Raw genomic sequence first — 24998 nt, forward strand, 5'->3', positions numbered from 1 at the left:
AGCGCACGCGCTCCACTCCCCCGACGGGTTCCCGCACGCGGCGGGCGGTGAGGATGCCGGAGTAAGCAGGGTAGATAAAGCGGTACGGCCGCGCGCGCCGGTCGCAGCCCGGCCCGCCGTCGTACGGTCTCCACGGCCGCCGCGTCCAGCAGCGCCACCGGTGCTTCCCGGCCCGGGGCCCCGCCGGGCGGCGTACGCCGCTCCGTCCCGAGCAACGCCGCCGTGACGAGCTCCTCCCAGACGCCCGGCGCGGGCGCATCCACGGGCGTGGACGTCCTGTTCATGCGGTTCCTTTCGAGGGGCTGCGCAGGAGGTGGGTTGAGGGGCTGGTCGGGAGGTTCGACGGGCTGCCTCCGTGTGGAAGGGGGAAGCCGGGAGTGGTCGTGTGCCGTCGGGTCAGCACAGCCGCACCGGCTCGCCGCTGTCCTCCGGCCAGGCCGTCAGAGGGGTGAAGCCTCGGTGGCCGCACTCGCCGAAGACCTTGACGGGGGTGCCGCCCGAGAGGGCGACCAGGCGCCAGAGGCCGGGGCGGGCGGCGGCGGTGGGTGTGAGGGGCAGTGCGGTGTCCTCGTCGGCGTCGGCCAGTTGCCAGGAGGTGCCGTCCGGGGTCGGTATGACCCGGTCGAGCGTCACCGGGACGGAGTCCAGCCAAGGGTCGTCGCGCAGGGCCGTGCCGTAGCGGGCGGCGGCCTGCGTGGTCGTCATCCCCGGTGGGCGTTGGGATGTGGGTGCCGGTGGGGCGAACTGTTCGCCGAGGGCCGCCCGTAGCTGCCCGGCACCCGGGTAGTGGGACAGCTCCGCGTCGAGGGTCAGGCCCACGGGCAGCGCCAGCTCGGGGGAGCGGCCAGCGGCGCCGTAGGAGAGGAGCAGCGCCGTGCGGTTCGAGTCGGCGCCGTGCAGCCAGATCCGGCGGGTCGTCAGGCGGGCGTCCGCCGTGTCGTACTGCGCGAGGACCAGCCAGCGGTCCCGCAGCGGCGGGCCGTCCGCCGAGCCCGGCAGCCCGATGCGGGAACGAACCGTCGCCGCCAGGCCCTCCGGGAGCCGCTCCCGGCCCAGCCAGCCCTGGTCCAGGAGATGGAGCAGCGCGCACTCCTCCAGCAACCGCACCGGCCAGCCGGGCCCGGACGCCGGGACGGCTCCCAACTCCCGCACCCGCGCCGCGAGTCCGGGCGCCTGCGCGTCGACCATGCGGGCGGCCGTCTCCTCCCACAGCCCGTACCCCGCCTGCTCCGCGCTCGCCAGGCCGCCGCGCAGCAGGTCCGTCAGCCGCTGCTCCAGCTCCGTCGCGCCCGCGGTGACCCGCTCGGCCCGGCGCTCCGCCCGCCGCCGCGCCGCCTCCGGATCACCGGCCGCGGACGAGGAACCGGACGGCCCCGCCGACCGCTTCTCCTCCGCGCGCTGCCTTCTCCCCTCTATCCACTGCTCCGCCCAGTCCGGCGGCGCGCCCGCCCCCACCGCCCCGTCCTCGCCGGCCCAGAGCAGCAGCAGGCCGAGCGCGTGCTTGCACGGGAACTTGCGGCTCGGACAACTGCACTTGTACGCCGGGCCCGCCGCGTCCGCGATGTCGACGACCGTCTGATACGGCTTGCTGCCGCTGCCCTTGCACAGCCCCCACACCGTCCCCTCGTCGGAACTCCCCGCCTCGGACCACGGTCCCGCCGCGCCGAGTTTGCTTCCCGCTTTGCGTGACGCGGCGTCAGGCGCCAGTGCCAGCACCTGTTCCGCGCTCCAGCGCACCCCCTGCTGAGTCATGTCTTCGACGGTAGATCCCACCACTGACAATCGGTCCGGCGAGCGGCCCGGCGATCGGTCTCGCGGAGGCGTTTTCGCAGGTCGGAACGGATTGTCAGTGGCGTGGTGCACGGTTGGTGTCAGATCCGAACCGGCCGAGCTGGAGGGGGCTCTCCGCCATGTCTGTGTCCGTGGAACCGACGACCGTCGAAGCAGCCGAAGTACTCGTGGAGGAACCGGCGGAGGCGTTGCGGCCGCACGCCGAGGACGCCTTCGCCGGCGAGCTGGCGGCGCTGGCCGCGCAGGACGACCGGCCGCGCCCGGCCCGCTGGAAGCTGTCGCCGTGGGCGGTGGCGACGTATCTGCTCGGCGGCACGCTGCCGGACGGGACCGTCATCACGCCGAAGTACGTGGGCCCGCGCCGCATCGTCGAGGTCGCCGTGACGACCCTCGCCACCGACCGGGCCCTGCTGCTGCTCGGCGTGCCGGGCACTGCGAAGACGTGGGTGTCCGAGCACCTGGCGGCGGCGGTCAGCGGTGACTCGACCCTGCTCGTGCAGGGCACCGCGGGCACGCCGGAGGAGGCGATCCGGTACGGCTGGAACTATGCGCAGCTGCTGGCGCACGGCCCGAGCCGCGACGCCCTCGTGCCCAGCCCCGTCATGCGGGCCATGGCGGAGGGGATGACCGCGCGGGTCGAGGAGCTGACCCGTATCCCGGCCGACGTGCAGGACACTCTCATCACGATCCTGTCCGAGAAGACGCTGCCGATACCGGAGTTGGGGCAGGAGGTGCAGGCGGTCCGCGGCTTCAACCTCATCGCCACGGCCAACGACCGCGACCGCGGGGTCAACGACCTCTCCAGCGCCCTGCGTCGGCGCTTCAACACGGTGGTGCTGCCGCTGCCGGAGAGTGCCGACGCCGAGGTGGAGATCGTCTCGCGCCGGGTGGACCAGATCGGGCGCTCCCTGGACCTCCCGTCCCTGCCGGACGGCGTCGACGAGATCCGTCGCGTGGTGACCGTCTTCCGCGAGCTGCGCGACGGGGTCACCGCCGACGGCCGTACGAAGCTCAAGTCGCCGAGCGGCACGCTGTCGACGGCCGAGGCGATCTCCGTCGTCACCAACGGGCTCGCACTGGCCGCCCACTTCGGCGACGGCGTGCTGCGGGCCGGGGACGTCGCCGCGGGCATCCTCGGCGCGGTCGTCCGCGATCCTGCGGCCGACCGGGTCATCTGGCAGGAGTACCTGGAGGCGGTCGTCCGGGAGCGCGACGGCTGGACGGACTTCTACCGGGCCTGCCGCGAGGTGAGCGCGTGAACGATCTGGGGTGGGGGCGCTCGGGAGGGAGCGGCAGGAGTGCTGGGGACGGGGGAGCAAGGGGCGGGCGGCGGCCGGGGCAGGGGCTGCTCGGTGAGTGGGGCGGATGGGGACGGCGAGGGCGTGGGGGGTTGGAGGCGCGGGTGGGTGAGTGAGGGGAGAGCGCGGGGTGGGCTGGATGCGGGTGGGGGACGTCCGGGTCGGCCGGTGCCGGAGGGGCTGTGGAGCGTGAGTGTGGGGGCGGGCTGGAGGGGGCGGCGGATGTCCGGGACGGCCTGTGCGGGAGGGGCTGTGGGGCGGGAGTGCGGGGTCGGCTGGATGTGGGTGCTGGGTGTCCGGGTCGGCAGCGGCGGGAGGGGCCGTGGGCGTGAGCGTGTGGGGGTGTTGGTGGTTGCGATGGTGAGGGGGACGGTGTGACAGGGACTGGGAACGGTGGGGGTCGGGGCGCCGGGGGAGGGCCGCTGCTGCTCGGGGTGCGGCATCACGGGCCCGGGTCGGCGCGGGCGGTGCGGGCCGCGTTGGACGCGGCTCGGCCCCAGGTCGTGCTGATCGAGGGGCCGCCGGAGGCCGACTCGCTGATTCCGCTGGCCGCCGAGGAGGACATGCGGCCACCTGTCGCCCTCCTCGCCCACGCGGTGGACGAGCCCGGCCGTTCGGCGTTCTGGCCGCTCGCCGAGTTCTCCCCGGAGTGGGTCGCGATCCGCTGGGCCCTGCAGCACGAAGTCCCGGCCCGCTTCATCGACTTGCCCGCGACGCACACGCTGGCGTGGGGGAGGGACGGGGTCGAGGAGGCGGTGGGTGAGGGGGCCGACGGCACGCTGGGTGGGGAGGCCGACGGGGCTGGGGCGGCCGGGGGTGGTGATGCGGCCGGGGGCGGGGCCGGGACTGCGGGGCAGGAGGGCAGCCCGTCTGCGGGCGGGCGAGCCGGTGCATCTGCGGGTGCCGGTGGGCCCGACGCCGACAGGCCCGGTGCCGCCGGGGCCGGGCGTGTCGGGGCCGGTGGTGCCGATCGGCACCCGCCCAGTCCCCTCTCACCCCCGACCCCTCCTCCGGCCTCCGAAGCGGACGTCCGTATCGATCCGTTGGCCGTGCTTGCCGGTGCCGCTGGTTACGACGATCCCGAGCGATGGTGGGAGGACGTCGTCGAGCTTCGGGGGGCGGGGGAGCGGGATGCGTTCGCGCCGTTCGTCGTGCTGGAAGAGGCCATGGGGGCCCTGCGGGAGGTGTACGGCACGGGTGGGCATGAGCGGGATCTCGTGCGGGAGGCGTACATGCGGCTTCAGGTGCGGGTCGCGCAGCGGGAGTTCGGGGACGTGGTGGCCGTCGTGTGCGGGGCCTGGCACGTGCCCGCGCTGCGGGAGAAGACGGCCGTCGCCGCCGACCGGGCCCTGGTGAAGGGCCTGCCCAAGGTCAAGGCGGACATGACGTGGGTGCCGTGGACCAATCGGCGGCTCGCGCGGGTCAGCGGGTACGGCGCGGGGATCGACTCGCCGGGGTGGTACGGGCATCTGTTCAGCGTCCGGGACCGGCCCGTCGAGCGGTGGATGACCAAGGTGGCCGGGCTGCTGCGGGACGAGGACCGGATCGTCTCCTCGGCTCATGTCATCGAGGCGGTACGGCTGGCGGAGACGCTGGCGGTGATGCGGGGCCGCCCGTTGCCGGGGCTCGGCGAGACCACGGACGCCGTGCGCGCGGTGATGTGCGAGGGCTCCGACGTGCCGCTCGCCCTGGTGCACGACCGGCTGGTCGTCGGGGACGTACTGGGGGAGGTGCCGCCGGCGGCGCCGGCGGTGCCGTTGCAGCGGGACCTGGACCGGGTCCAGCGGCGGCTGCGGCTCAAACCGGAGGCGCTGGAGCGGGAGTTGGAGCTGGACCTGCGCAAGGAGACCGACGCCGGGCGCAGCAGGCTGCTGCACCGGCTGCGGCTGCTGGGCGTCGCGTGGGGAGAGCCGGTGGCCTCGCGGGGGAGCACCGGCACCTTCCGGGAGACGTGGCGGCTGCGCTGGGAGCCGGAGTTGTCGGTGCGGATCGCCGAGGCCGGGGTGTGGGGTACGACCGTGCTCGGCGCCGCGACGGCCAAGGCGGAGGCGGACGCCGTGGGCGCGCAGGGCCTCGCCGAGGTCACCGCGCTCGCCGAGCGCTGCCTGCTGGCGGAACTGCCGGACGCGCTGCCGGTGGTGATGCGGGTCCTGGCCGACCGGGCGGCGCTGGACGCGGACGTCGGCCACCTCGCGCAGGCGCTGCCCGCGCTGGTGCGTTCGTTGCGGTACGGCGATGTGCGCGGTACAGCCACCGGGGCGCTGGCGGAGGTCGCCGCGGGCCTCGCCGAGCGGATCTTCGTCGGCCTGCCCCCGGCCTGCGTCGGCCTGGACGCGGACGCGGCCGAGGAGATGCGGCGCCATGTGGACGCCGTACAGGGGGCGGTGGCGCTCCTCGCCGAGGCGCCCCGGGGCGACGGTCCGGACGCGGATCGCCCTGGCCGTGACCTGCGCGGGCGTTGGCACGTGGTGCTGCGGGTGCTGTCCGTACGGGACACCGTTGCCGGGGTTCTTCGTGGGCGGGCGGTGCGGTTGCTGCTGGACGAAGGGGAGTTGGCGCAGGACGAGGCGGCGCGGCTGATGGGGCTCGTGCTGTCGCCGGGGACGCCCCCGGCGGAAGGGGCCGCGTGGATCGAGGGCTTCGTCGGCGGGGGTTCCGGCGGCGGGATGCTCCTCGTGCACGACGAGCGGCTGCTCGGGTTGGTCGACGCGTGGCTGACCGGGGTGCCGGCGGAGGCGTTCACAGACGTACTGCCGCTGCTGCGGCGGACGTTCTCGGCGTACGAACCCGGGGTGCGCCGGACGCTGGGCGAACTCGTCCGGCGCGGGCCCGGCGAGCGGGCTACCGCGACCGCCGCGGGTTCGGCCCCGCCGGGCTTCGCACCCGACCTCGATGTGGAGCGGGCGGACGCGGTGGTGCCGGTGGTGCGGCTGCTGCTCGGGCTGGGTGGCGGCGGTCCGGGGCACGTGGAGAACACGGGCGACGACAGGGACGACAAGGACCTTGCGGGGGTGGCGTGATGGCGACGGTGGACGGGGCGAGCGAGCAGGGGCGCACGCAGAGGGCGGGGACGGGCGGCACGTCCTCGGAAGGGGCCGGGCGCGAGTGCGGGGCCGGGCGAGGAGAGGGGGCCAGGCGCGGGCAGGAGGCCGGGCGCGAGCAGGGATCCGGGCGTGAGGAGGAAGCCGAGCGCGGGGAGCCGGCCGGGCATGTGCAGGGTTCCGGTGCCGGGTGTGGGCTCGGCCAAGGAAGCGGGCGTATGGCCCTGTACCGGCGGGTTCGGTACGGCGGGAACGGGCCTCGGGGGACGGGCAGTTCGGGCGGCGTGCGGGTGGTGCCGCTCTGGGAGCGGGATCGGGATCGGGTGGAGGTGTGCGGGTGAGTGATCGGCCGATGGTGATGGAGGAGGCCGCGGCGGAGCGGTTGCGGCGGTGGCGGCTCGTGCTCGGTGGGGACGCTGCCGACGGGACCGGGTGTGCGCTGTCGGGGCGGGACGCGGCGATGGACGGGGCGTTGGCCGCGCTGTACGGGAAGGCGGAGCGGCAGGGGCAGACGGGGCGGGACCGTTCGGCGGGGCTGGGGGCGTCCGCGCCGTCCGTGGCGCGGTGGCTCGGGGACATCCGGACGTACTTCCCCTCCTCCGTCGTACAGGTCATGCAGCGCGATGCCATCGACCGGCTCGGGCTGTCCACGCTGCTGCTGGAGCCGGAGATGCTGGAGGCGGTGGAGGCCGACGTGCACCTCGTCGGCACGCTGCTCTCCCTGAACAAGGCCATGCCGGAGACGACTAAGGAGACGGCGCGGGCGGTCGTCCGCAAGGTCGTCGAGGACCTGGAGAAGCGGCTCGCCACCCGCACACGGGCCACCCTCACCGGCGCCCTCGACCGCAGCGCCCGTATCAACCGGCCGCGCCACCACGACATCGACTGGAACCGCACCATCGCGGCAAACCTCAAGCACTACCTGCCGGAGTACCGGACGATCGTGCCCGAGCGGCTGATCGGGTACGGGCGCGCGGCGCAGTCCACCAAGAAGGAGGTCATCCTCTGTATCGACCAGTCGGGATCCATGGCGGCGTCCGTCGTGTACGCATCGGTGTTCGGGGCGGTGCTCGCCTCGATGCGGACAATCTCCACGCGACTCGTCGTCTTCGACACGGCGGTGGTCGACCTGACCGACCAGCTCGACGACCCGGTCGACGTCCTGTTCGGCACCCAGCTCGGCGGCGGTACGGACATCAACCGGGCGCTCGCCTACTGCCAGTCGCAGATCACCCGGCCCGCCGAGACGGTGGTCGTGCTCATCAGCGACCTCTACGAGGGCGGCATCCGCAACGAGATGCTCAAGCGGGTGGCGGCGATGAAGGCGGCCGGGGTGCAGTTCGTGGCGCTGCTCGCGCTGTCCGACGAAGGGGCTCCGGCGTACGACAGGGAGCACGCGGCGGCGCTCGCCGCGCTCGGGGCGCCGGCGTTCGCGTGCACGCCCGATCTCTTCCCGGAGGTGATGGCGGCGGCGATCGAGAAGCGGCCGCTGCCGATACCGGACACGGCGTGAGGCGGGGCGAGGCGATACGGAGCGATGCGCGGCGAGGCGGGGCGCGGCGAGGCGGATGCGGGTGGTCGTTGACGATTTGTCGATCCATCGTCGTCCGACTTCGCCCAGCAAAAGGGACATGACTACCCATCGGTAACGGAGGGCTTGCGCAACCTCCGGAGGGGCGTGCGAGGATCGACGCCTCATCAGCGGTGCGCTGCCGCTCCGCTCGCCCGTACCACGTCGCGCCGACTCCGAGTCCGTTGCGCGGAGTTGCGCGCAGAGTTCGTCCAGACCGTTCCGCCGCACTGGAGGATCCTCCGTCTTGACCTGGTCGGCCGCCCTGCCCGGTGCCGCACTGCGCGTGATGCGCACGGCGGCCGGGCGGCGTGCGCTGCAAGTGGTCCTGGTGGTGGGCGGGTTGTTCGCCCTCGGGTTCTTCTGCGGGGAGCAGGCGCATGCGACGGAGGGGGCGCCGGTGGCGTCCTCGGTCAAGGCGGTACCGGTGGGACCGGCGGTACCGGTGGGACCGGTCGGGCCGGTGGTTCCGGCGGCGGTGGGCGACGGTGTCCGCTCGTTGGCGGACGGTGTGGTCGGGTCGCTGACGGGCGGTGAGGCCGGTAAGGCGACGGGCGGTGAGGCCGGGAAGGCCGGCGCCGGTAACGCCGGTATGGATGCCCCGGCGCGGTCGAAGCCGACGGCTCCCGCCGTACCACCCCAGGCCTCCGCGCCCGATGGCCCCGCGCTTGACGCGCCCGCGCCTGATGCCCCTAAGCATCACGACGCCCCCAAGCCCAACGCCCCCAAGCCGAACGCTCCAAAGTCCCCCACCCCCAAGCACCGCACTCCCAAGCCTCGCGCCCCCAAGCCCTCCGCCGATCCGGTCACCGAGACCCTCACCGGAGCCCTTTCCGGCCCGGGTGCGGACGACGCGATCCTTCGGCCCGTCACCGATCAGCTCGTGCAGACCGTCGGAGACGGTGTGCTGCGGCCGGTCGGTGGGCTGGTGGAGACCGTGACGGACGAGTTGGGGAAGGTGACCGCGCAGATACCGGTGTTGCCGTCCCTGCCCTCGCTCCCGTCGTTGCCGACTCTGCCCGGGGTGCCTTCGCTGCCCTCCCTGCCGGGTCTGCCCGCACAGCCGGGGCAGACCCTGCCCGCGCCCGTCACTGTGCCGGGCGGCGCGGGGGAGCAGACGCAGGGTGGGCGTGACGCCGGACGCGACGCCGGTGCGGTGATGAGCGGTGCGGCTTATGGGCCGGGACTTGCGGGCGACGCCAGTGCCGCCACCGGTCTGGCGCAGGGGAGCGAGCAGCGGGCCGCCGGGGCCGGGTACGCGCCGGTGCACCAGGCGCCGGGCGGTGACCCGACGGGCGCGCTGGACAACCGTTCCGCCGTGGACAGCGGAACGTCGAGGCACGGTGACGCGCACGCCGTGGCCCTGAGCCGGCGGGCGCCGCTGCGGCTGCTGGCCGGCGGTGCCGTGCGTACGGACGTGGCCGGTCTTCGGGACCGGCACCGGGACATTCCGGTATCCCCCGCCTAGGACAGGCACTTCCCCCGCAGTAGGCCTGCCGCGCGGGGGCGGAACAGGTCTGCCCGCCCGTCCGGACACCCTCCGAACTCCGGACGGAAGCCGCCGAATCCGCTGGTCCCGAGCTTCCGAGCTGCCGGGCTCTTGAACCTCCGAGTTCTTGAACTCCCGCACTCCTCAACTCTCGGACCACGCACGGAATCGGCGCCGGAATTGTCCCCAAGCCGTCCGACGAAGCGTCGGAGCTCACCGGAACGACAGGGCGCTCCCTTCGAACACCGGTGCTTCCAGGCGCTTCCCAGGATCCGAAGGATCTGACGCAAGCATGAACAAGAACATCCGCCGCTCCATAGTCATAGCCGCCGGTGTCACCGGCGCGTGGGCGCTCGGTTCCGCCGTCGCCAGCGCGGACGAATTGCCGGCCTCCTCCCTGTCCGCATCGGACACCACCACCGACACCACCGCCGACACCGACACCACCGCCGACACCGACAGCACGCTCGGCACGCTGACCGGCACCGTCACCGACACGGTCGACGGTGTGGTCACCGGCGTGACGGACACCGTCTCCGGGGTCACCGGGACCGTGGACGACAGTGCTGGTCAGGCCACGTCCACCGCGTCCGGGGTCGCCGGCACTGCGACCGGGGCCGGGAAGACGGGCGACGCGGGCGATCAGGCCCGTAAGTACGTCGACGGCAAGGTCTCGGTGCCGTCGACGGTCACGACCTCCAAGGCCGCGAAGATCAAGGGTGCCGCCGCGATCCAGGGGGCCAAGGCCGCCCGGGCCGCGCAGGCCAAGGCGAACGCCGCCGCCGGGAAGGCGCGGGCCACGGTGGAGCAGGCGCACGCCGCCGCCTCCGACGCGACCGGCTCCCCGCAGGGCGAGATCGACTACCTCTTCGGCCCGCTCGCGGTCTTCGCTCCCGAGGTGGAGCAGGCGCTCGCCGCCGCGCAGACGAAGTTGCAGGGGGTGCAGTCGGCGGCGCGTTCGCAGACGCAGGGGGTCGACGGCGTCGTACGCACGAAGGCACAGCAGACCGTGGCGGGCGCGGGCCGCTCCGCGGGAGGTGTGCAGGGCACGGTGCGGCCGGCGACCGCAACCATCCAGGCCGCCGCGCACACCGTCGTGAGTAACGCCGACGGCATCTCGCACACCCTGACGGCCAACGCCCAGGGCGCCGCGCAGACCGCGACCGCCAACGCCCAGGGCAGGGCGACCGCCGTCGCCGCCGTCGCACAGAGCAAGGCTGCCGTCGCGACCTCCGCCGCCCAGGCTTCCGTCTCAGCGATCCCCAGCCACGTCACGGGCACAGTCGACGGGGTCGGCCAGCAAGCCGTCGCCACGGTCGCCGGCGTCGAGCAGCAGGCCGTCGGCACAGTCAACGGCGCCGAGCACCTGACACTCGGCACGGTCAAGAACGTCCCCGGCACGGTCACCCCCGTCGTCGACAACGTCCCCGGCACGGTCACCCCCGTCCTCGACGAGACCGTCACGGCCGTCGTCCCGCCGCTCGCCCACTCCGCGGTGAACGGCGTGCTGCCGGTCGCCGGTCAGGCGGTGGCGGGTGTCGTCCCGGTCGCAGGCCAGGCCGTCGCCGGTGTCCTGCCCACCGCCCATCACGCGGTGGGCGGCGTCACGCCGGTCGCCACGGGCGCCGTGGGTGGCGTACTGCCCGTCGCGGGCGGCGCGGTGGGCGGGGTCGAGGAGACCGCGGGGCACGCGGTCGGTGCCGCGACCGCGCTGGCGTACGGCGTCGTGGCCGATGTCAAGCCGGCCGCCGGCGGGGTAGTCGCGGGCGTCCAGCCGGTCGCGACCGGAGTGGCTGGCGGCGTGCTCCCCGTCGCGACCGGCGCCGTGTCCGACGTCCAGGGCGTCGCCGGTGGTGCCGTTCACGGCGTGACGCCCGTCGTCGGTGGCGTCGTCGCCGACGTGCCGGCGTACGCCACCGGGCTGGTCGGTCAGGTCGCTCAGGATGCGGTCGGGGCCGTGCTGCCGCCGGTCGTCGGTACCGCCGTACACGGCGTGGTGCCCGTCGCCGGGCAGGCCGTGGGCGACGCGGGCGGGCTGGCGTACGGCGTCGTGGGGGACGTCGCGCCCTTCGCCGGTGGGGTCGTCGGCGAGGTGCCGCCGCTCGCGTACGGCGTCGGCGGGCAGGCGACCGGCCTGGCGTACGGCGTCACCGGTCAGGTGCCGCAGTTCGCGCAGGGGGTCACCGAGGCCGCCGCACCCGTCGTCGACCTCGTCGAGCCCGTCGTCCAGGGCGTCGCCGGCAGCGCGACGACGCTGGCGTACGGCGTCACGGGCGACGTCACGCCCTTCGCGTACGGCGTCGTCGGCGACGTCGACCCCTTCGCGCACGGCGTCACGGGCCGGGTCGCCCCCTTCGCCGACGACCTCACCGGCACGGTCCGCGGCACCGCCGGCCCGCTCGCCGGCCACGCCGTCACCGGCGTCGAGGGCGTGGCCGAGTCGATCACGCCGGACTACCTGCACGGCGCGCAGCCCGGCATCTCGTACGAGACCTCGCACGGCGCCCCGTACCGCCTCTGACCGCCCCGCCAACCGCGCCATCCGCGCGGCCCATGCCCGGCGTGCGAAGTGCAAGCACCACACGCACCCCAAGCACCACAGGCAGCACCACGCACACCGCACGCCCACCCCGGTGATCACCATCACCACCGGCGCACGCAATGAGTGCGCCGAACGACCGGCTCCGTGAGGGCGAAGCACTCGGACGGCCGAAAGCCGTCGGTCCGTCCACCCGCACCTCACGGAACGGGCCGGGCGCTCCCCATTGGGGTGGGGAGCGCCCGGCCAGGCCCCGTGACATGGCGCTTTCGAGCGACCTCGGGGCCGCACCAGGGGCCTCACCGGGCCAACCCCAGCCCGGTGGGGCCCCGACTCGTCCCGCCCTCCCACAGTGGCCGGTTTCCGGCTGCTCAGGGCCGCTTTCCCCGATCCCTCCCCGTTCCCTCCCCGGTTCTCCCCGCCCTCTCCTCAGCGTGACGTCCGGACCACTCCCCGCGCCGTCGGCCTCGGCCGAAACCCCCAAACCAAGGGCGCCGCCCCCTCACACCCGGCACGCCGTGCCAGTGAGCGCGGCATCATGTGACAGGTATCACCGCTCAGGTGTGACCCTCGATTTAGGGGCCTCCTGCAAGCAGCGATAACCTGCGAGACGGACATGCCGCGCGCTCGGACACCGTGTGCGCCTCCCTTGTGACAGACGTCGGACGTCACGTTGCCCATCGCGGCACGCCCACGCATCCAACGAACCGCGAGATCACGATAGGGACGGAAGCGCGTGGACCTGTTCGAGTACCAGGCGAGGGACCTCTTCGCCAAGCACGATGTACCGGTGCTGGCCGGTGAAGTCATCGACACGCCTGAGGCGGCCCGCGCAGCCACCGAGCGCCTCGGTGGCAAGTCCGTCGTCAAGGCCCAGGTGAAGGTCGGCGGCCGCGGCAAGGCCGGCGGCGTCAAGCTCGCCGCCACCCCCGACGAGGCCGTCGAGCACGCGACCAACATCCTCGGCATGGACATCAAGGGCCACACGGTCCACCGGGTGATGATCGCCGAGACCGCGCCCGAGATCGTGGAGGAGTACTACGTCTCCTACCTCCTCGACCGCGCCAACCGCACCTTCCTCTCCATCGCGTCCGTCGAGGGCGGCATGGAGATCGAGGAAGTCGCGGAGACCCGCCCCGAGGCCGTCGCCAAGACCCCGATCGACGCCAACGAGGGTGTGACCGAGGAGAAGGCCCGCGAGATCGTCGCGGCCGCCAAGTTCCCCGCCGAGGTCGCCGACAAGGTCGTGAACGTCCTCGTCAAGCTGTGGGACACCTTCATCAAGGAGGACGCCCTCCTCGTCGAGGTCAACCCCCTCGCGAAGGTCGCCTCCGGTGACGTCATCGCCCTGGACGGCAAGGTCTCCCTGGACGAGAACGCCGAGTTCCGTCAGCCGGAGCACGAGGCCCTCCAGGACAAGGAGTCGGCCAACCCGCTCGAGGCCGCCGCCAAGGCCAAGAACCTCAACTACGTCAAGCTCGACGGCGAGGTCGGCATCATCGGCAACGGCGCGGGTCTCGTCATGAGCACCCTGGACGTCGTCGCGTACGCCGGTGAGAACCACGGTGGAGTCAAGCCCGCCAACTTCCTCGACATCGGCGGCGGCGCCTCCGCGGCCGTCATGGCGAACGGCCTGGAGATCATCCTCGGCGACCCGGACGTCAAGTCCGTCTTCGTCAACGTCTTCGGCGGCATCACCGCGTGCGACGAGGTCGCCAACGGCATCGTCCAGGCGCTGAAGCTCCTGGAGGACCGCGGCGAGGACGTCACCAAGCCGCTGGTCGTGCGTCTGGACGGCAACAACGCCGAACTGGGTCGTCAGATCCTCTCCGACGCCAACCACCCGCTGGTCCAGCGCGTGGACACCATGGACGGCGCGGCCGACAAGGCCGCCGAGCTCGCGGCTGCGAAGTAAGGGAAGAGGGACTCAGACAGCCATGGCTATCTTCCTCAACAAGGACAGCAAGGTCATCGTCCAGGGCATGACCGGTGCCACGGGCATGAAGCACACCAAGCTCATGCTGGCCGACGGCACGAACATCGTCGGTGGCGTGAACCCCCGCAAGGCCGGCACGTCCGTCGACATCGACGGCAACGAGATCCCGGTCTTCGGCACCGTCGCCGAGGCGATCGAGAAGACGGGCGCGAACGTATCGGTCCTCTTCGTACCGCCGGCCTTCGCCAAGGCCGCCGTGGTCGAGGCGATCGACGCCGAGATCCCCCTCGCGGTCGTCATCACCGAGGGCATCGCCGTCCACGACTCCGCCGCCTTCTACGCCTACGCGGTCAGCAAGGGCAACAAGACGCGGATCATCGGCCCCAACTGCCCGGGTCTCATCACCCCCGGCCAGTCGAACGCCGGCATCATCCCGGGCGACATCACCAAGCCGGGCCGCATCGGCCTGGTCTCGAAGTCCGGCACGCTGACGTACCAGATGATGTACGAGCTCCGTGACATCGGCTTCTCGTCGGCCGTCGGCATCGGTGGCGACCCGGTCATCGGCACCACCCACATCGACGCGCTCGCCGCGTTCGAGGCCGACCCCGACACCGACCTGATCGTGATGATCGGTGAGATCGGCGGCGACGCCGAGGAGCGGGCCGCGGCCTTCATCCAGAAGAACGTGACCAAGCCGGTCGTCGGCTACGTCGCGGGCTTCACCGCGCCCGAGGGCAAGACCATGGGCCACGCCGGCGCCATCGTCTCCGGCTCCTCCGGCACGGCCGCCGCCAAGAAGGAGGCCCTCGAGGCCGCGGGCGTCAAGGTCGGCAAGACCCCGACCGAGACGGCGAAGCTGGCGCGCGAGATCCTCGCCGGCTGAACCTCTCAGCAGTGCTTGATGGGCCCGTTCCCCAGCCGGGGGACGGGCCCGTCAACGTGCCACGGGTACGAGCCGGTCCGGACCGTGCACCGCCTCCCGGTGCAGCTTCTTGCGCAGCTCCACCTCCGACTCCGACAACGCCCCCTGCGCCACCCGCGCCGGAACCCCCTGCACCTGCACGCCCGGCGACACCGGCGGCTCGTAATGCGTCGCGGCCGTGCGCAGGGCGAAGGTCGTCGTGCCGATCAGGGTCACCGTGAAGGCGATGGCGGCCCGCGTCCAGAAGCGGGTCCTGCGCTCACCGCCCCTTCTCACCGTCGGCGGCTTGGCCGCGCGCAGCCGCTCCGTGGAGGCCAGTTCGGCCAGCCGACGGTGGAGTTCCGCCGGGTCCGCGAGGTCCGGCAGCCGGGCGGCGACGGCCTGGCGCGCGTGCAGCAGACGGCCCGCGGCGGCCGGCGTGCTCGCCTCCGTCTCCGCCGCCGTCTCCGGCAGGTCGAGGCCGACACCGTCGTACAACAAGAGCGTTCGGCGGTACGGCGGCGGGAGCTTCAGGAGCGCGGACAGCAGGGTGCGGTCGGGGGCGTCGGCCGGCGGGGGTTCGGGGTGGCGGTAGCGGGGGCGGAAACGGTGCCAGGGGGAGAGGGCGATGTCGTACGCCGCCGCCCGTACCCAGCCCGCCGGGTCGCGGTCGACGGCCACCTCCGGCCAGCGCTGCCAGGCGAGTTGGAAGGCCCGCTCGACCGACTCACGGGCGAGCTCGCGCCGCCCGGTGAGCAGATACGCCTGCCGCACGAGGGCCGGCGCGCAGAACGCGTAGAGCGCGTCGAAGGCCTGAGCGGGCGTCAGGGGAGCGGGCGTGGGCTGAGGCTCCGTCACGGGTGCCTCCGTGGCGAGGGTGTTGAGCTTCGCGCACGTCTCCCGCGGAGCGGGGTTGCAGGGCTCTGCGTCACCGGGCGCCCCTTCGCACGAAAAAGTACATAAACGTATATTGAGCGACACTTCGGAGGTTCGCCTGTTACGACGAGAAAGCGCGTGTCGTTGGGAGCATGACGGTCGTGATCCAGATGACCGCTCGCCGATCGCCGTTGTCGTCCCTGCTCACCCGGTTGCGCGACCGATCGCCCGGACTGGCTGCCAGCCTCCTGGGTGGTGCGGTGGCCGCCGGCCTCGGGCTCGGGTCGTTCGCCGTGCTCGTGATGGTGCTGTGGATCAGTTCGCCGTATCCGGACAGCGGGCCCGGGGGCGCGCTGCATGTGGCGGCGGCGCTGTGGCTGCTCGCCCACGGCGCCGAACTGGTCCGCACCGACACGCTCTCCGGGGTACCCGCGCCGGTCGGTGTCACGCCGCTGCTGCTGCTCGCCCTGCCGGTGTGGCTGGTACACCGGGCGGCGCGGGACGCGGTGGACGCCGGAGAGGCTGAGGGAGCGTCGGGGTGGGCCGCGTGGTCCGGGGTCGTCCTCGGCTATCTCGGCGTGGGCGCGGCGGCGGCGCTGTACGCGTCGGGCGGTGAGCTGCGGCCCGCCTGGGCGTGGACCGGGGTGTGCGTGCCGCTGCTGGTGATGACGGCGGCGGGGGCTGGAGTCTGGACGGCGTACGGCCATCCGCGCGAAGCGGTCGACGAGGTACTGATCCATCTCCCGGCAGAGGTACGGCGCCTGGTCCTCGGGCCGGTCCCACGGGCCCGCCTGGCCACGGCGGCGCGGGCCGCGCTCGCGGGAGTGACGGTACTGACCGGCGGCGGGGCGCTGCTGCTGGGAGCGTCCCTGGCCTGGCACGGCGACCTCGCCCGAGCGTCCTTCCTCCACCTGACGGAGGGCTTGTCGGGCCGTTTCGCGGTCCTGCTGCTGTGCGCGTCATTGGTCCCGAACGGGGCGGTGTGGGGCGCTTCGTACTCCCTGGGCCCCGGCTTCGTACTCGGCACCGGTCACGTGGTCTGGCCCCTGTCCTCGGCCCCGGCCCCTCTGCTGCCGCCGTTCCCGTTGCTGGCGGCGGTACCGGACGCGGGGGACGGGGGGTGGCTGAACTGGGCTGCGGGGGTGGTGCCGGTGGTGGCCGGGGTGACGGTGGGGTGGTTCGTGGGGACGGCGGATACGGGTTCCGCCGGTGAGACCCCCTGTGCGCGCGGGCGGACCGCCGGAACGGCAGGGCTCGCGGCCCTGTTGTGCGCGGTCGGGGTCGCGGTCCTCGCGGCGCTGGCCGGGGGGCGGCTCGGGGTCGGGGCGCTCGCTCGGTTCGGGCCGGTGTGGTGGGAGACCGGGGGCGCGGCGTTCCTGTGGATCGGGGCGGTGGCTGTTCCGACGGCGCTGGGGCTGCGGTCTTGGCGAGGCCGGAAGCGGCGGAGTGGTTCCGGTGGCCGGGGGATCCGGGCGGCGTTGGCCGGAGCCGGGGCGTGGCTCGGGATCCAGAAGGGCGGAGAGCCCAAGGGCGCCGACCCCAAGGCTGCCGACCCCGGCGATCACGTCGTACCCGAGGCAGCCAACAGCACGCCCCTCCTGCCCTACGACGAGGACGAGGACGGGGGATACGGCACCGAGGCCTACGGCCTGGTCCGTGACCAGCAGGACCCGGCGCTCAGGCCGTACGACTTCCTCCCCACCGACCCCACACCGCCACCGACGGACCCAGCGCACGCCCCCTGGCACGACGACGCCTGGCGGGAGACCCGCTGGGCGGCACTCAAGGAGGCGTCGGACCTGCCGCAGCCCCCGGAACCACCCGAGCCCACGAACCTGCCCTGACGGTCACGTTCGTAGACCCGCTGCCGTCGCTCCCGTCAGCCGTTCGTCCCCAGCAACCCCCGCAACTCCTTCGGCAGCAACTGCGTGCACGACTGCTTCGCCTCGTTCGTCAGCGCGTCGTTCGTGCACGTGTAGTAGTCGCTGTACACCATCTGCGCCGTGAATGACGCCGCCACCAGCGCGATCGCCAGCGTGGCCGTGACCAGGCCGCTCACCGCCGCCGTCGTCTGGGGGCGGGCCGACGGGTCGTGGGTCGAGGTGCTGTTGTCGGGGGTGCGGGGCTTGGCGCGGAGCGCGCTGACGCCCCAGTACAGGGCGAGCGCGCCCAGCAGCAGTGCCACGTACGGCCAGCTGAAAAGGGCGAAGAAGAAGGCCCACATGCCGCACAGGAGGGCGTAGCGCGCACGGCGCTGGGCCGGGTCCGTGGGGTCCCAGCGCATGCCCTGGTTCGGGGGCTGGCCCCCGGGGCCCTCGGGGCCGGTGTTCGGTCCGCCGGGGCGCTCGCCGAAGCCGCCGGGGGAGCGGCCCGGCTGGCGGTCGCTCCACTGGCTGCCCCACGGCGTGCGCTGGTCGGAGCCCTCGCCCTCGTCACCGCCGTTCGCCGGGCGGCGCGGCTGCCAGGGCCGGTCCGGCGTGCCCTCCGGCGGCGGCGCGAAGGGGTTGTCCTCGCGCCCGCCGTCGCGGGTGCCGTCACTGTTGTCGTCGCCCTGCGCGTCGCCGGACCTGCGGTCCGAGGGCGCGTCCGGCGGTGAGGCCGGCCGCTCCCGCAGCAGCACGGCGTCCCGCTCCCCTCCCTGTGCCGGGAGCGGGGGGAGCGTGAGGAGTCGCAGGCTGCGGTCCGGCATCAAGAGAGCGTCTTCCCCTTGGTGAACTTGGCGAACTTGACGGTGGGCCCGGTGAATCGGGCGGTTACGACTGGTCCTGCAAGAGCTGTCACTTCGTGAACGCACCGCACGACTGGCTCGTTCCCGAACCGGCTCCTCCCAGACGCTACCTTCCGGCCACGCCCCCGTCCCGTGGGGGCCGCCCCGTGTGCCGGTATCGTTGCTGACGGTCGGCCGCTTCGTAGACTTCCCCGTATCCCGGGGCGCGATGCATTCGTACGAATGCACAAGCGAATCGCCGTGCGAGCCGGCCGTACGGAATCGATCCCCCGAGAAAGGGCCCCACCGTGGCCGCCAAGCCCGTGGCCAAGCCGGTCAAGCGCCTCGTCGTGCTGGTCTCCGGATCCGGCACCAATCTGCAGGCGCTCCTCGACGAGATCGCCGCCACCGGGACCGAGGCCTACGGCGCCGAGGTCGTGGCCGTCGGGGCGGACCGCGACGGCATCGAGGGGCTCGCCCGTGCCGAGCGCGCAGGCATCCCCACCTTCGTGTGCCGGGTCAAGGACCACGGAACCCGCGAGGAGTGGGACACCGCCCTCGCCGAGGCGGTCTCGGCCCACGAACCCGACCTCGTCGTCTCCGCGGGGTTCATGAAGATCGTGGGCAAGGAGTTCCTCGCGCGCTTCGGCGGGCGGTTCGTGAACACCCATCCCGCGCTGCTGCCCAGTTTTCCGGGGGCCCACGGTGTGCGTGACGCGCTCGCGTACGGCGCCAGGGTCACCGGCTGCACCGTCCACTTCGTCGACGACGGCGTCGACACCGGACCGATCATCGCTCAGGGCGTGGTGGAGGTCCGGGACGAGGACGACGAGAGCGCTCTGCACGAGCGCATCAAGGAAGTCGAGCGAAGGCTGCTCGTCGATGTCGTGGGGCGCCTCGCCCGCAACGGCTATCGCATTGAGGGACGAAAGGTAGTTATCCAGTGACCGCCGAGAGCATCGAGAGCAGCAAGCGGCCGATTCGTCGCGCGCTCGTCAGCGTCTACGACAAGACCGGGCTCGAGGAGCTCGCGCGCGGGCTGCACGAGGCCGGAGTCGAGCTCGTCTCCACCGGCTCCACCGCCGGCCGGATCGCCGCCGCGGGCGTCCCCGTCACCAAGGTCGAGGAGCTCACCGGCTTCCCCGAGTGCCTGGACGGCCGGGTCAAGACCCTGCACCCGCGCGTGCACGCGGGCATCCTCGCCGACCTGCGTCTGGAGAGCCACCGCGAGCAGCTGGCCGAGCTGGGCATCGAGCCGTTCGACCTCGTGGTCAGCAACCTCTACCCGTTCCGGGAGACCGTCGCCTCCGGCGCGACGCCCGACGAGTGCGTGGAGCAGATCGACATCGGCGGCCCCTCCATGGTCCGCGCCGCCGCCAAGAACCATCCCTCGGTCGCGATCGTCACCAGCCCCGCGCGGTACGCCGACGTCCTGGCCGCGGTCAAGGACGGCGGCTTCGACCTCGTGACCCGCAAGCGCCTGGCCGCCGAGGCCTTCCGGCACACCGCCGAGTACGACATCGCCGTGTCGAGCTGGTTCGCCAGCGCCTACGCGCCCGCCGACGACTCGCAGTTCCCCGACTTCATCGCGGCCGCCCTGGAGCGCAAGAGCACCCTGCGCTACGGCGAGAACCCGCACCAGCCCGCCGCGCTCTACGTCGACGGCACGGGCACCGGTCTCGCGGAGGCCGAGCAGCTGCACGGCAAGGAGATGTCGTACAACAACTACACGGACACGGACGCCGCGCGCCGTGCCGCGTACGACCACGACGAGCCGTGCGTCGCGATCATCAAGCACGCCAACCCCTGTGGCATCGCGGTCGGTTCGGACGTCGCCGAGGCGCACCGCAAGGCGCACGCGTGCGACCCGCTGTCGGCGTTCGGCGGCGTGATCGCGGTCAACCGTCCGGTGTCGAAGGAGATGGCGGAGCAGGTCGCCGAGATCTTCACCGAGGTCATCGTCGCGCCCGACTACGAGGACGGCGCGCTCGAAGCCCTCGCCAAGAAGAAGAACATCCGCGTGCTGAAGGCCCCGGCCGCGCCCTCGCACCCCGCCGAGGTCAAGCCCATCGACGGCGGCGCGCTCCTCCAGGTCACCGACCGCCTCCAGGCGGACGGCGACGACCCGGCGAACTGGACGCTGGCCACGGGCGAGGCGCTTTCGCCGTCGGAACTGGCCGACCTCGCCTTCGCCTGGCGGGCCTGCCGCGCGGTCAAGTCCAACGCGATCCTCCTCGCCAAGGACGGCGCCTCGGTCGGCGTCGGCATGGGCCAGGTCAACCGCGTCGACTCCGCGAAGCTCGCCGTCGAGCGGGCCGGCGCCGAGCGCGCGCAGGGCTCGTACGCCGCCTCGGACGCGTTCTTCCCGTTCCCCGACGGCCTGGAGATCCTCACCGAGGCCGGCGTCAAGGCGGTTGTCCAGCCGGGCGGTTCGGTCCGCGACGAGCTGGTGGTCGAGGCCGCGAACAAGGCGGGCGTGACCATGTACTTCACGGGCACGCGCCACTTCTTCCACTGATCGGCGCCGGTACGGCAAAGGGGCGGCGCTACGTCGAACTGCGCAGCGCCGCCCAGGTGTTGGGGCCCACCTGGCCGTCGACCTCCAGCCCCTTGTCGCTCTGGAAGCTGCGCACCGCCGCGTCGGTGTCCTTGCCGAACTGCCCGTCCACGCCCGCGCTTCCGACGCTGTAGCCGCGTTTGGTGAGCATGCACTGCACCTGGACGACGCGTTGGTTCTTGTCGCCGAGCTGGGTGAGTTCGGTGCCGGAGTAGTAGGTGCACTGGGTGAGCCAGGGCGGCTCGGCGGGGGCGGCCGTCGTCTTGGTGGGGGCGGCACTCGGGGTGCGCTCGCCGGAGTCGCCGTTCTTGTCGGGTGCCGTGGTCGTAGTGCCGGGCGAGGCGGTGGGGGTGTCGGCGTCTTTCGTGGAGTCGCCGTCGCCGTCGCCGCCGGACGTCGTATCGGCCAGGCCCGTGCTGCCGCCTCCGGGGGAGCGCGAGTCGGACGCCGGGGCGGAAGGGGCGGGCGACGAGGCGTCGCCCTGACCGTGCGCGTTGTTCGTGGCGGAGTGGGATCCCGAGGCCGATGTGGCGGCGCCCGGGCGGGTGAGCAGGAACGCGGACAGCGCCACGGCGGCCACGACGAGCCCCGCGACGAGGGCGACGTACCACTTCCGGCCCCGCCCGGCCGGCTCGGGCTCCGGCGACGGCACCGGAACCGTGGCGACCGGCACCGGCGGGCCGAAGCCGGGGGCGGGAGCGGGGAACGTCACCCGGACCGTGGCCGGGTGCTCCGTCCGGGCGGGCGGGGCCGGCTGCTGTGCGCAGGCGCGGAGCAGGGCGTCGTACGCGTGACGGCGGGCCAGCAGCTCGGAGTTCAGGGGTTCCTGCCAGGACGCCGTGCCGAGACGGGCGGCGGCCGTGCCGACCAGGTCCTGCGGACTCGGCCGTCCGGCCGGGTCCTTGGTGAGGCAGGTCCGCAGGAGCGCGGCCAGTGCCGGGTCGGACCGCTCGACCTCGGCCATGATCTCGGCGCTGGGCTCCTGAGACGCGACGCGGTGCAGTACGTCCATGCCGGTGCCGTCGCCGAAGGGGGCATGGCCCGTGACCGCGTAGGCCAGGGTGCCGGCGAAGGAGAACACGTCCGAGGCGGTGTCGCAGCGGCCGTCCCGCAGGTACTCCGGCGACATGAAGGCCGGGGTGCCGACCCGGTGCCCGGTGCTGGTGATGGCGCTCGCGTCGACGGCCTGCGCGATGCCGAAGTCGATGACGTGGACGCCGCCGGCGGTCAGGATCACGTTCGACGGCTTGAGGTCCCGGTGCACGATCCCGGTGTCGGCCAGCGCGGTCAGCGCCCGGCCGAGCCCGTCCACCAGCCGCCACGCCCCGGCGGCGTCCAGTACGCCGCATTCCTTCACGGCGTCCATCAGGTTCAGCCCCGGCAGGTACTCCGTGGCCATCCACAGCAGCTCGTCCTCGGCCTCGAACCCGCTGCCCCACAGCTCCGGCGTGTACGGCGCCCCGATCCGGGCGTGCGCCGTGGCCTCCCGGTCGAACCGCAGCCGGAAGCCGGCGTCCTCGGCGTACTCGGGCCGGATCACCTTCACCGCGGCGAGCCCGGGACCGCCGTCGGCCCGGCGCGCGAGGTACACCCGGCCCATCCCGCCGCTGCCGAGCAGCCCGAGCGGGATGTACGGTCCGACGATCACCGGATCCCTGGAGCGCAGCGGAACGGCTCCGGCCTGCCGCAACGCGGCCTCGCCGGAAACCGGGGGCCCCGGCGGCCCTGGTCGCTGGTCCGCCATTGCCTTCCCCCAGCCGCGCGATTCCTCAACTGCCGTTTCCAGGCGCGAGGTTAGCAGCGAGCCCGGACCGACCGCTGGACAACCCAGGGCTGTGGGGGGACCTCCGGCACTCCCCCGAGCGAGCCGGAGATCCTCCTCGCAGCCACCCTGCCCGCGCCCGCGTGCGGAGCGGTACCTCGGATGTCTCAGGGTCACTTCTTGTCCGCGGGGTGTACTCCTTGAGGTAGTGGGCGACGCGGGTGCAGTAGGTGCGGTACTTCGGGGGGACTCCGCCCGCGGCGTTCACCTTCTTGTACGACGTCCGGTACGACGCGGCGAGCAGCACGCGGCGGTCGCCGGGCAGGGACGTCTTCAGGCGCGGTTCCATGAAGCAGAGGTAGCGGCTCATGGCCGGGATGGACTGGGCCGGGGTCAGCGGTGGGGCAGGGGTCGCCGACGCGGGGACGCCGTCCGCCCGGATCCACCAGCGCAGTACGGCCGGTGTCCAGCGGGCGATGCCGTATTCCTGCTTGCCGGGGTCGGAGAGGTCCGGGTCGAAGTCGCTCTCCGACTTGAGCATGGCGGCGAGCAGCGCCGGAGAGACCTCGCGTTGGAGGCACTCGTGTGCGGAGTCGACGATCAGTCGGCGGTAGCGTACTGGGATTCCTTTGTCGGTACGGAGTTCGGAGGCGCCGTAGCTCGCGGCCGGACTCTTCGCGTCGCCGGTGTCGCCCGCCCAGTCGTTTACGCCGTAGCCGAGCGCCGCCACGGCGACCGTCGCGGCCGCCGCGGACAGCACCGCCGAACGGCGGGAGCGCGGCAGCCGGGGCGAGCGTTCCGTGCCGGCCGCCGTCTCGACGCGTCTGAGCAGCGCGTCCGTGCCGATGCGGTCGGCGTGCGTACGGGAGAGGCAGGACCGGACGATCTCCCGCCAGGCGTCCGGGAGTCGGGGCGACAGGCGCAGCTCCTCCGTGCCGCGGGCGTAGGCGGCGGCCGCGTCGCGGCGGGCCGTCGGGGTGCCGCCGGGGAGGGGGAAGGAGCCGGTGAGGACCAGGTGCGTGAGGACTCCGAAGGCCCATACGTCCGCCGAGGGGCGGATACGGCGGCCCCGCTCGCCGATCTCCGACCACAGGAGCTCGGGCGGTGTGTAGTCGGGCGTGGAGAAGGCCGGTGTGTACGCGTGCGTGCCCTCCAGCTCCGCCGCCATGTTGAAGTCGGCGAGCCGTGCCGAACCGTCCTTCATCAGCAGCACGTTGGCCGGTTTCAGGTCGCCGTGCACCCAGCCCGCGCGATGCAGCTGCGCCAGGCCCTCGCAGATCTGCGCGAGGAGAGCCGGTCCGGCGTCCGGGCGGGGCGTCCCCGACAGCAGGGCGGACAGGGAGCGTTCGGCCTTCTCCAGTACGAGGACGGTGGCGCCGTCGAGGTCCGGGCGGGCCGGGTCGTCGACGACGAGGGTGTCGTACATCCGGATCAGTCGCGGCTGCTTCAGCCGGCGGTGCAACTCGACCTCGCGGTCGATGAGTTCGCGCAGGTGGGCGAGTTGGCGCGGGGTGCCCGTGCCGGTGGGCAGGAACTTCAGGGCGGCGATGCGCGGGTCGCCCTCGGTCCGCCGTCCCTCGTAGACGCTGCCGAACGCGCCCGTCGCGATCGGCTCCCGCACCTCCCAGTCGCCGACCCGGTAGCCCCTCGGGACCGGGACGGCGTACGGCTCGGTCACCGGGACACCCGGCCGGAGCGGGCGGCGGACAGGACCACCAGGTCGTCCTCCCGCACCAGGTCGAAGCGGAGCGCCAGCGAGACCAGGGACTCCTTCTTGCCGTTCAGGCGCGGGCCCTGGTCGGCCTCCTCCGGGCCGGGCTTCAGGCGCAGCTTCACCGCCAGGTAGTCGATGTTCCACTGCACCGAAGTGCGCGAGGCGGCGGGCCAGTTGGGGCGCAGTCGGTCGACGACCTGGTCGACCGTGGGCAGCGGCGCGTGCGGTTCGCCGCGCAGCCGGGGCTCGCACAGGGCGGCCAGGACCGCGAAGTAGCGCTTGGTGCGGTCGACCGAGAAGGCGGGCGCGGTGGTGCCGCCGACAGCGTTGTCGGCGCCGGGGTCCGGGTGGAGGTAGTCGTGGCGCGGTGCCCACACCTCGATCGCCAGCAGGTCGCCGGCCGCGGGCAGCACGATCCGCGAGAACTCGAAGGGGATCGGGGCGTCGATCCGGCCCGGCCCGACCTTGATGTGCTCGCCCGCGCCCTCCGGGTTCTCGACGACGTACGTCTGCTCCCGGCTGAGGTTGCTGAGTATCCAGAACGCGCCCTGCGCGGTGATCTCACCGGCTCTGCGGGAGACCCCGTCGTGTGCGATCGCGAGGTCGACGTCGGGCGCGGAACGTCCGAAGGTGAGCCGCTCGCCGGGGGCGAGCCGGAACCGGGTGCGGTCGGTGTCGCCCTCCGGGGTCGGCGGAGGTACCACGATGATGCTGTACAAGGTGCGTCTCCCCGTGCCTGACAGCTACCCACGTCAGACTAGGGGGACGCACCAGGGCCGTGTCCCCCTCGGAAGGGTGGGACACGGCCCTCGGC

The 24998-nt window shown here is 73.2% G+C and carries 16 protein-coding genes and 1 pseudogene; 10 read left to right on the forward strand and 7 right to left on the reverse strand.

What is annotated here, in order from left to right; all coding sequences use genetic code 11:
- Positions 1 to 86: 86 nt before the first annotated feature.
- Positions 87 to 284 (reverse strand): annotated as a pseudogene (locus ABZ848_RS34240) (hypothetical protein); the annotation flags it as partial.
- Positions 285 to 396: 112 nt separating this feature from the next.
- Positions 397 to 1752 carry an SWIM zinc finger family protein gene (locus tag ABZ848_RS34245; RefSeq protein WP_360838226.1) on the reverse strand — a complete coding sequence of 452 codons (1356 nt, stop codon included), beginning with the start codon at positions 1750 to 1752 and terminating at the stop codon, positions 397 to 399.
- A 158-nt stretch (positions 1753 to 1910) separates the two neighbouring features.
- On the opposite strand from ABZ848_RS34245, the gene ABZ848_RS34250 reads away from it, so the two are divergent.
- The 7 genes from ABZ848_RS34250 (at position 1911) to sucD (ending at position 14550) form a co-directional block, all read left to right on the forward strand.
- Complete coding sequence (locus tag ABZ848_RS34250; protein WP_360838228.1) at positions 1911 to 3050, forward strand: AAA family ATPase; 1140 nt, start codon at positions 1911 to 1913, stop codon at positions 3048 to 3050.
- 413 nt (positions 3051 to 3463) lie between these two features.
- Positions 3464 to 6109 carry a DUF5682 family protein gene (locus ABZ848_RS34255; RefSeq protein ID WP_360838230.1) on the forward strand — a complete coding sequence of 882 codons (2646 nt, stop codon included), beginning with the start codon at positions 3464 to 3466 and terminating at the stop codon, positions 6107 to 6109.
- Positions 6110 to 6482: 373 nt separating this feature from the next.
- A complete protein-coding gene (locus ABZ848_RS34260) occupies positions 6483 to 7643 on the forward strand; it encodes a VWA domain-containing protein (protein WP_360838463.1) in 1161 nt (386 codons plus the stop codon).
- 304 nt (positions 7644 to 7947) lie between these two features.
- Complete coding sequence (locus tag ABZ848_RS34265; protein WP_360838232.1) at positions 7948 to 9168, forward strand: hypothetical protein; 1221 nt, start codon at positions 7948 to 7950, stop codon at positions 9166 to 9168.
- 313 nt (positions 9169 to 9481) lie between these two features.
- Positions 9482 to 11710 (forward strand): hypothetical protein, encoded by a 2229-nt coding sequence (locus ABZ848_RS34270; RefSeq protein ID WP_360838233.1) that lies wholly within the window; start codon positions 9482 to 9484, stop codon positions 11708 to 11710.
- A gap of 754 nt (positions 11711 to 12464) precedes the next feature.
- A complete protein-coding gene (gene sucC / locus ABZ848_RS34275; protein ID WP_360838235.1) occupies positions 12465 to 13643 on the forward strand; it encodes an ADP-forming succinate--CoA ligase subunit beta in 1179 nt (392 codons plus the stop codon).
- 22 nt (positions 13644 to 13665) lie between these two features.
- Complete coding sequence (gene sucD, locus ABZ848_RS34280; protein WP_360838237.1) at positions 13666 to 14550, forward strand: succinate--CoA ligase subunit alpha; 885 nt, start codon at positions 13666 to 13668, stop codon at positions 14548 to 14550.
- Between the two features lie 51 nt (positions 14551 to 14601).
- On the opposite strand, the gene ABZ848_RS34285 is transcribed toward sucD, so the two are convergent.
- On the reverse strand, positions 14602 to 15426 hold the full coding sequence (locus tag ABZ848_RS34285) for an RNA polymerase subunit sigma-70 (RefSeq protein ID WP_360838239.1): 825 nt from the start codon (positions 15424 to 15426) through the stop codon (positions 14602 to 14604).
- 170 nt (positions 15427 to 15596) lie between these two features.
- Between ABZ848_RS34285 and ABZ848_RS34290 the strand changes: the two genes are divergently transcribed.
- Positions 15597 to 17288, forward strand: a complete 1692-nt coding sequence (locus tag ABZ848_RS34290; protein WP_360838241.1) for a DUF6350 family protein — start codon at positions 15597 to 15599, stop codon at positions 17286 to 17288.
- 35 nt (positions 17289 to 17323) lie between these two features.
- Here ABZ848_RS34290 and ABZ848_RS34295 read toward each other — a convergent pair whose 3' ends face one another.
- Complete coding sequence (locus ABZ848_RS34295) at positions 17324 to 18133, reverse strand: hypothetical protein (RefSeq protein WP_360838243.1); 810 nt, start codon at positions 18131 to 18133, stop codon at positions 17324 to 17326.
- 326 nt (positions 18134 to 18459) lie between these two features.
- Between ABZ848_RS34295 and purN the strand changes: the two genes are divergently transcribed.
- Both purN and purH read left to right on the forward strand, forming a co-directional pair.
- The gene (purN, locus tag ABZ848_RS34300) at positions 18460 to 19098 is read left to right on the forward strand and encodes a phosphoribosylglycinamide formyltransferase (RefSeq protein ID WP_360838245.1); all 639 of its coding nucleotides are present in this window, start codon (positions 18460 to 18462) and stop codon (positions 19096 to 19098) included.
- Entirely contained in the window at positions 19095 to 20669 is a 1575-nt protein-coding gene (gene purH / locus ABZ848_RS34305; RefSeq protein WP_360838247.1) for a bifunctional phosphoribosylaminoimidazolecarboxamide formyltransferase/IMP cyclohydrolase, read from the forward strand. Before purN ends, purH begins: the two co-directional genes overlap by 4 nt.
- A gap of 28 nt (positions 20670 to 20697) precedes the next feature.
- On the opposite strand, the gene ABZ848_RS34310 is transcribed toward purH, so the two are convergent.
- The 3 genes from ABZ848_RS34310 to ABZ848_RS34320 are packed head-to-tail and all read right to left on the reverse strand — an operon-like array spanning position 20698 to position 24903.
- Positions 20698 to 22452 (reverse strand): serine/threonine-protein kinase, encoded by a 1755-nt coding sequence (locus ABZ848_RS34310; protein WP_360838248.1) that lies wholly within the window; start codon positions 22450 to 22452, stop codon positions 20698 to 20700.
- Positions 22453 to 22477: 25 nt separating this feature from the next.
- Positions 22478 to 24148 carry a protein kinase gene (locus ABZ848_RS34315; protein ID WP_360838250.1) on the reverse strand — a complete coding sequence of 557 codons (1671 nt, stop codon included), beginning with the start codon at positions 24146 to 24148 and terminating at the stop codon, positions 22478 to 22480.
- On the reverse strand, positions 24145 to 24903 hold the full coding sequence (locus tag ABZ848_RS34320) for an FHA domain-containing protein (RefSeq protein WP_360838252.1): 759 nt from the start codon (positions 24901 to 24903) through the stop codon (positions 24145 to 24147). The genes ABZ848_RS34315 and ABZ848_RS34320 overlap by 4 nt, the downstream gene beginning before the upstream one ends.
- Between the last annotated feature and the right edge of the window lie 95 nt (positions 24904 to 24998).

It is taken from the genome of Streptomyces sp. NPDC047081 (assembly GCF_040643775.1).
Taxonomy (GTDB): domain Bacteria; phylum Actinomycetota; class Actinomycetes; order Streptomycetales; family Streptomycetaceae; genus Streptomyces.

Coding starts and splice junctions, on each gene's coding strand:
- ABZ848_RS34245 (WP_360838226.1), bottom strand. CDS start 1,752: ATGACTCAGCAGGGGGTGCGCTGGAGCGCGGAACAGGTGCTGGCACTG.
- ABZ848_RS34250 (WP_360838228.1), top strand. CDS start 1,911: ATGTCTGTGTCCGTGGAACCGACGACCGTCGAAGCAGCCGAAGTACTC.
- ABZ848_RS34260 (WP_360838463.1), top strand. CDS start 6,483: ATGGTGATGGAGGAGGCCGCGGCGGAGCGGTTGCGGCGGTGGCGGCTC.
- ABZ848_RS34270 (WP_360838233.1), top strand. CDS start 9,482: ATGAACAAGAACATCCGCCGCTCCATAGTCATAGCCGCCGGTGTCACC.
- sucD (WP_360838237.1), top strand. CDS start 13,666: ATGGCTATCTTCCTCAACAAGGACAGCAAGGTCATCGTCCAGGGCATG.
- ABZ848_RS34290 (WP_360838241.1), top strand. CDS start 15,597: ATGACGGTCGTGATCCAGATGACCGCTCGCCGATCGCCGTTGTCGTCC.
- ABZ848_RS34295 (WP_360838243.1), bottom strand. CDS start 18,133: ATGCCGGACCGCAGCCTGCGACTCCTCACGCTCCCCCCGCTCCCGGCA.
- ABZ848_RS34310 (WP_360838248.1), bottom strand. CDS start 22,452: ATGGCGGACCAGCGACCAGGGCCGCCGGGGCCCCCGGTTTCCGGCGAG.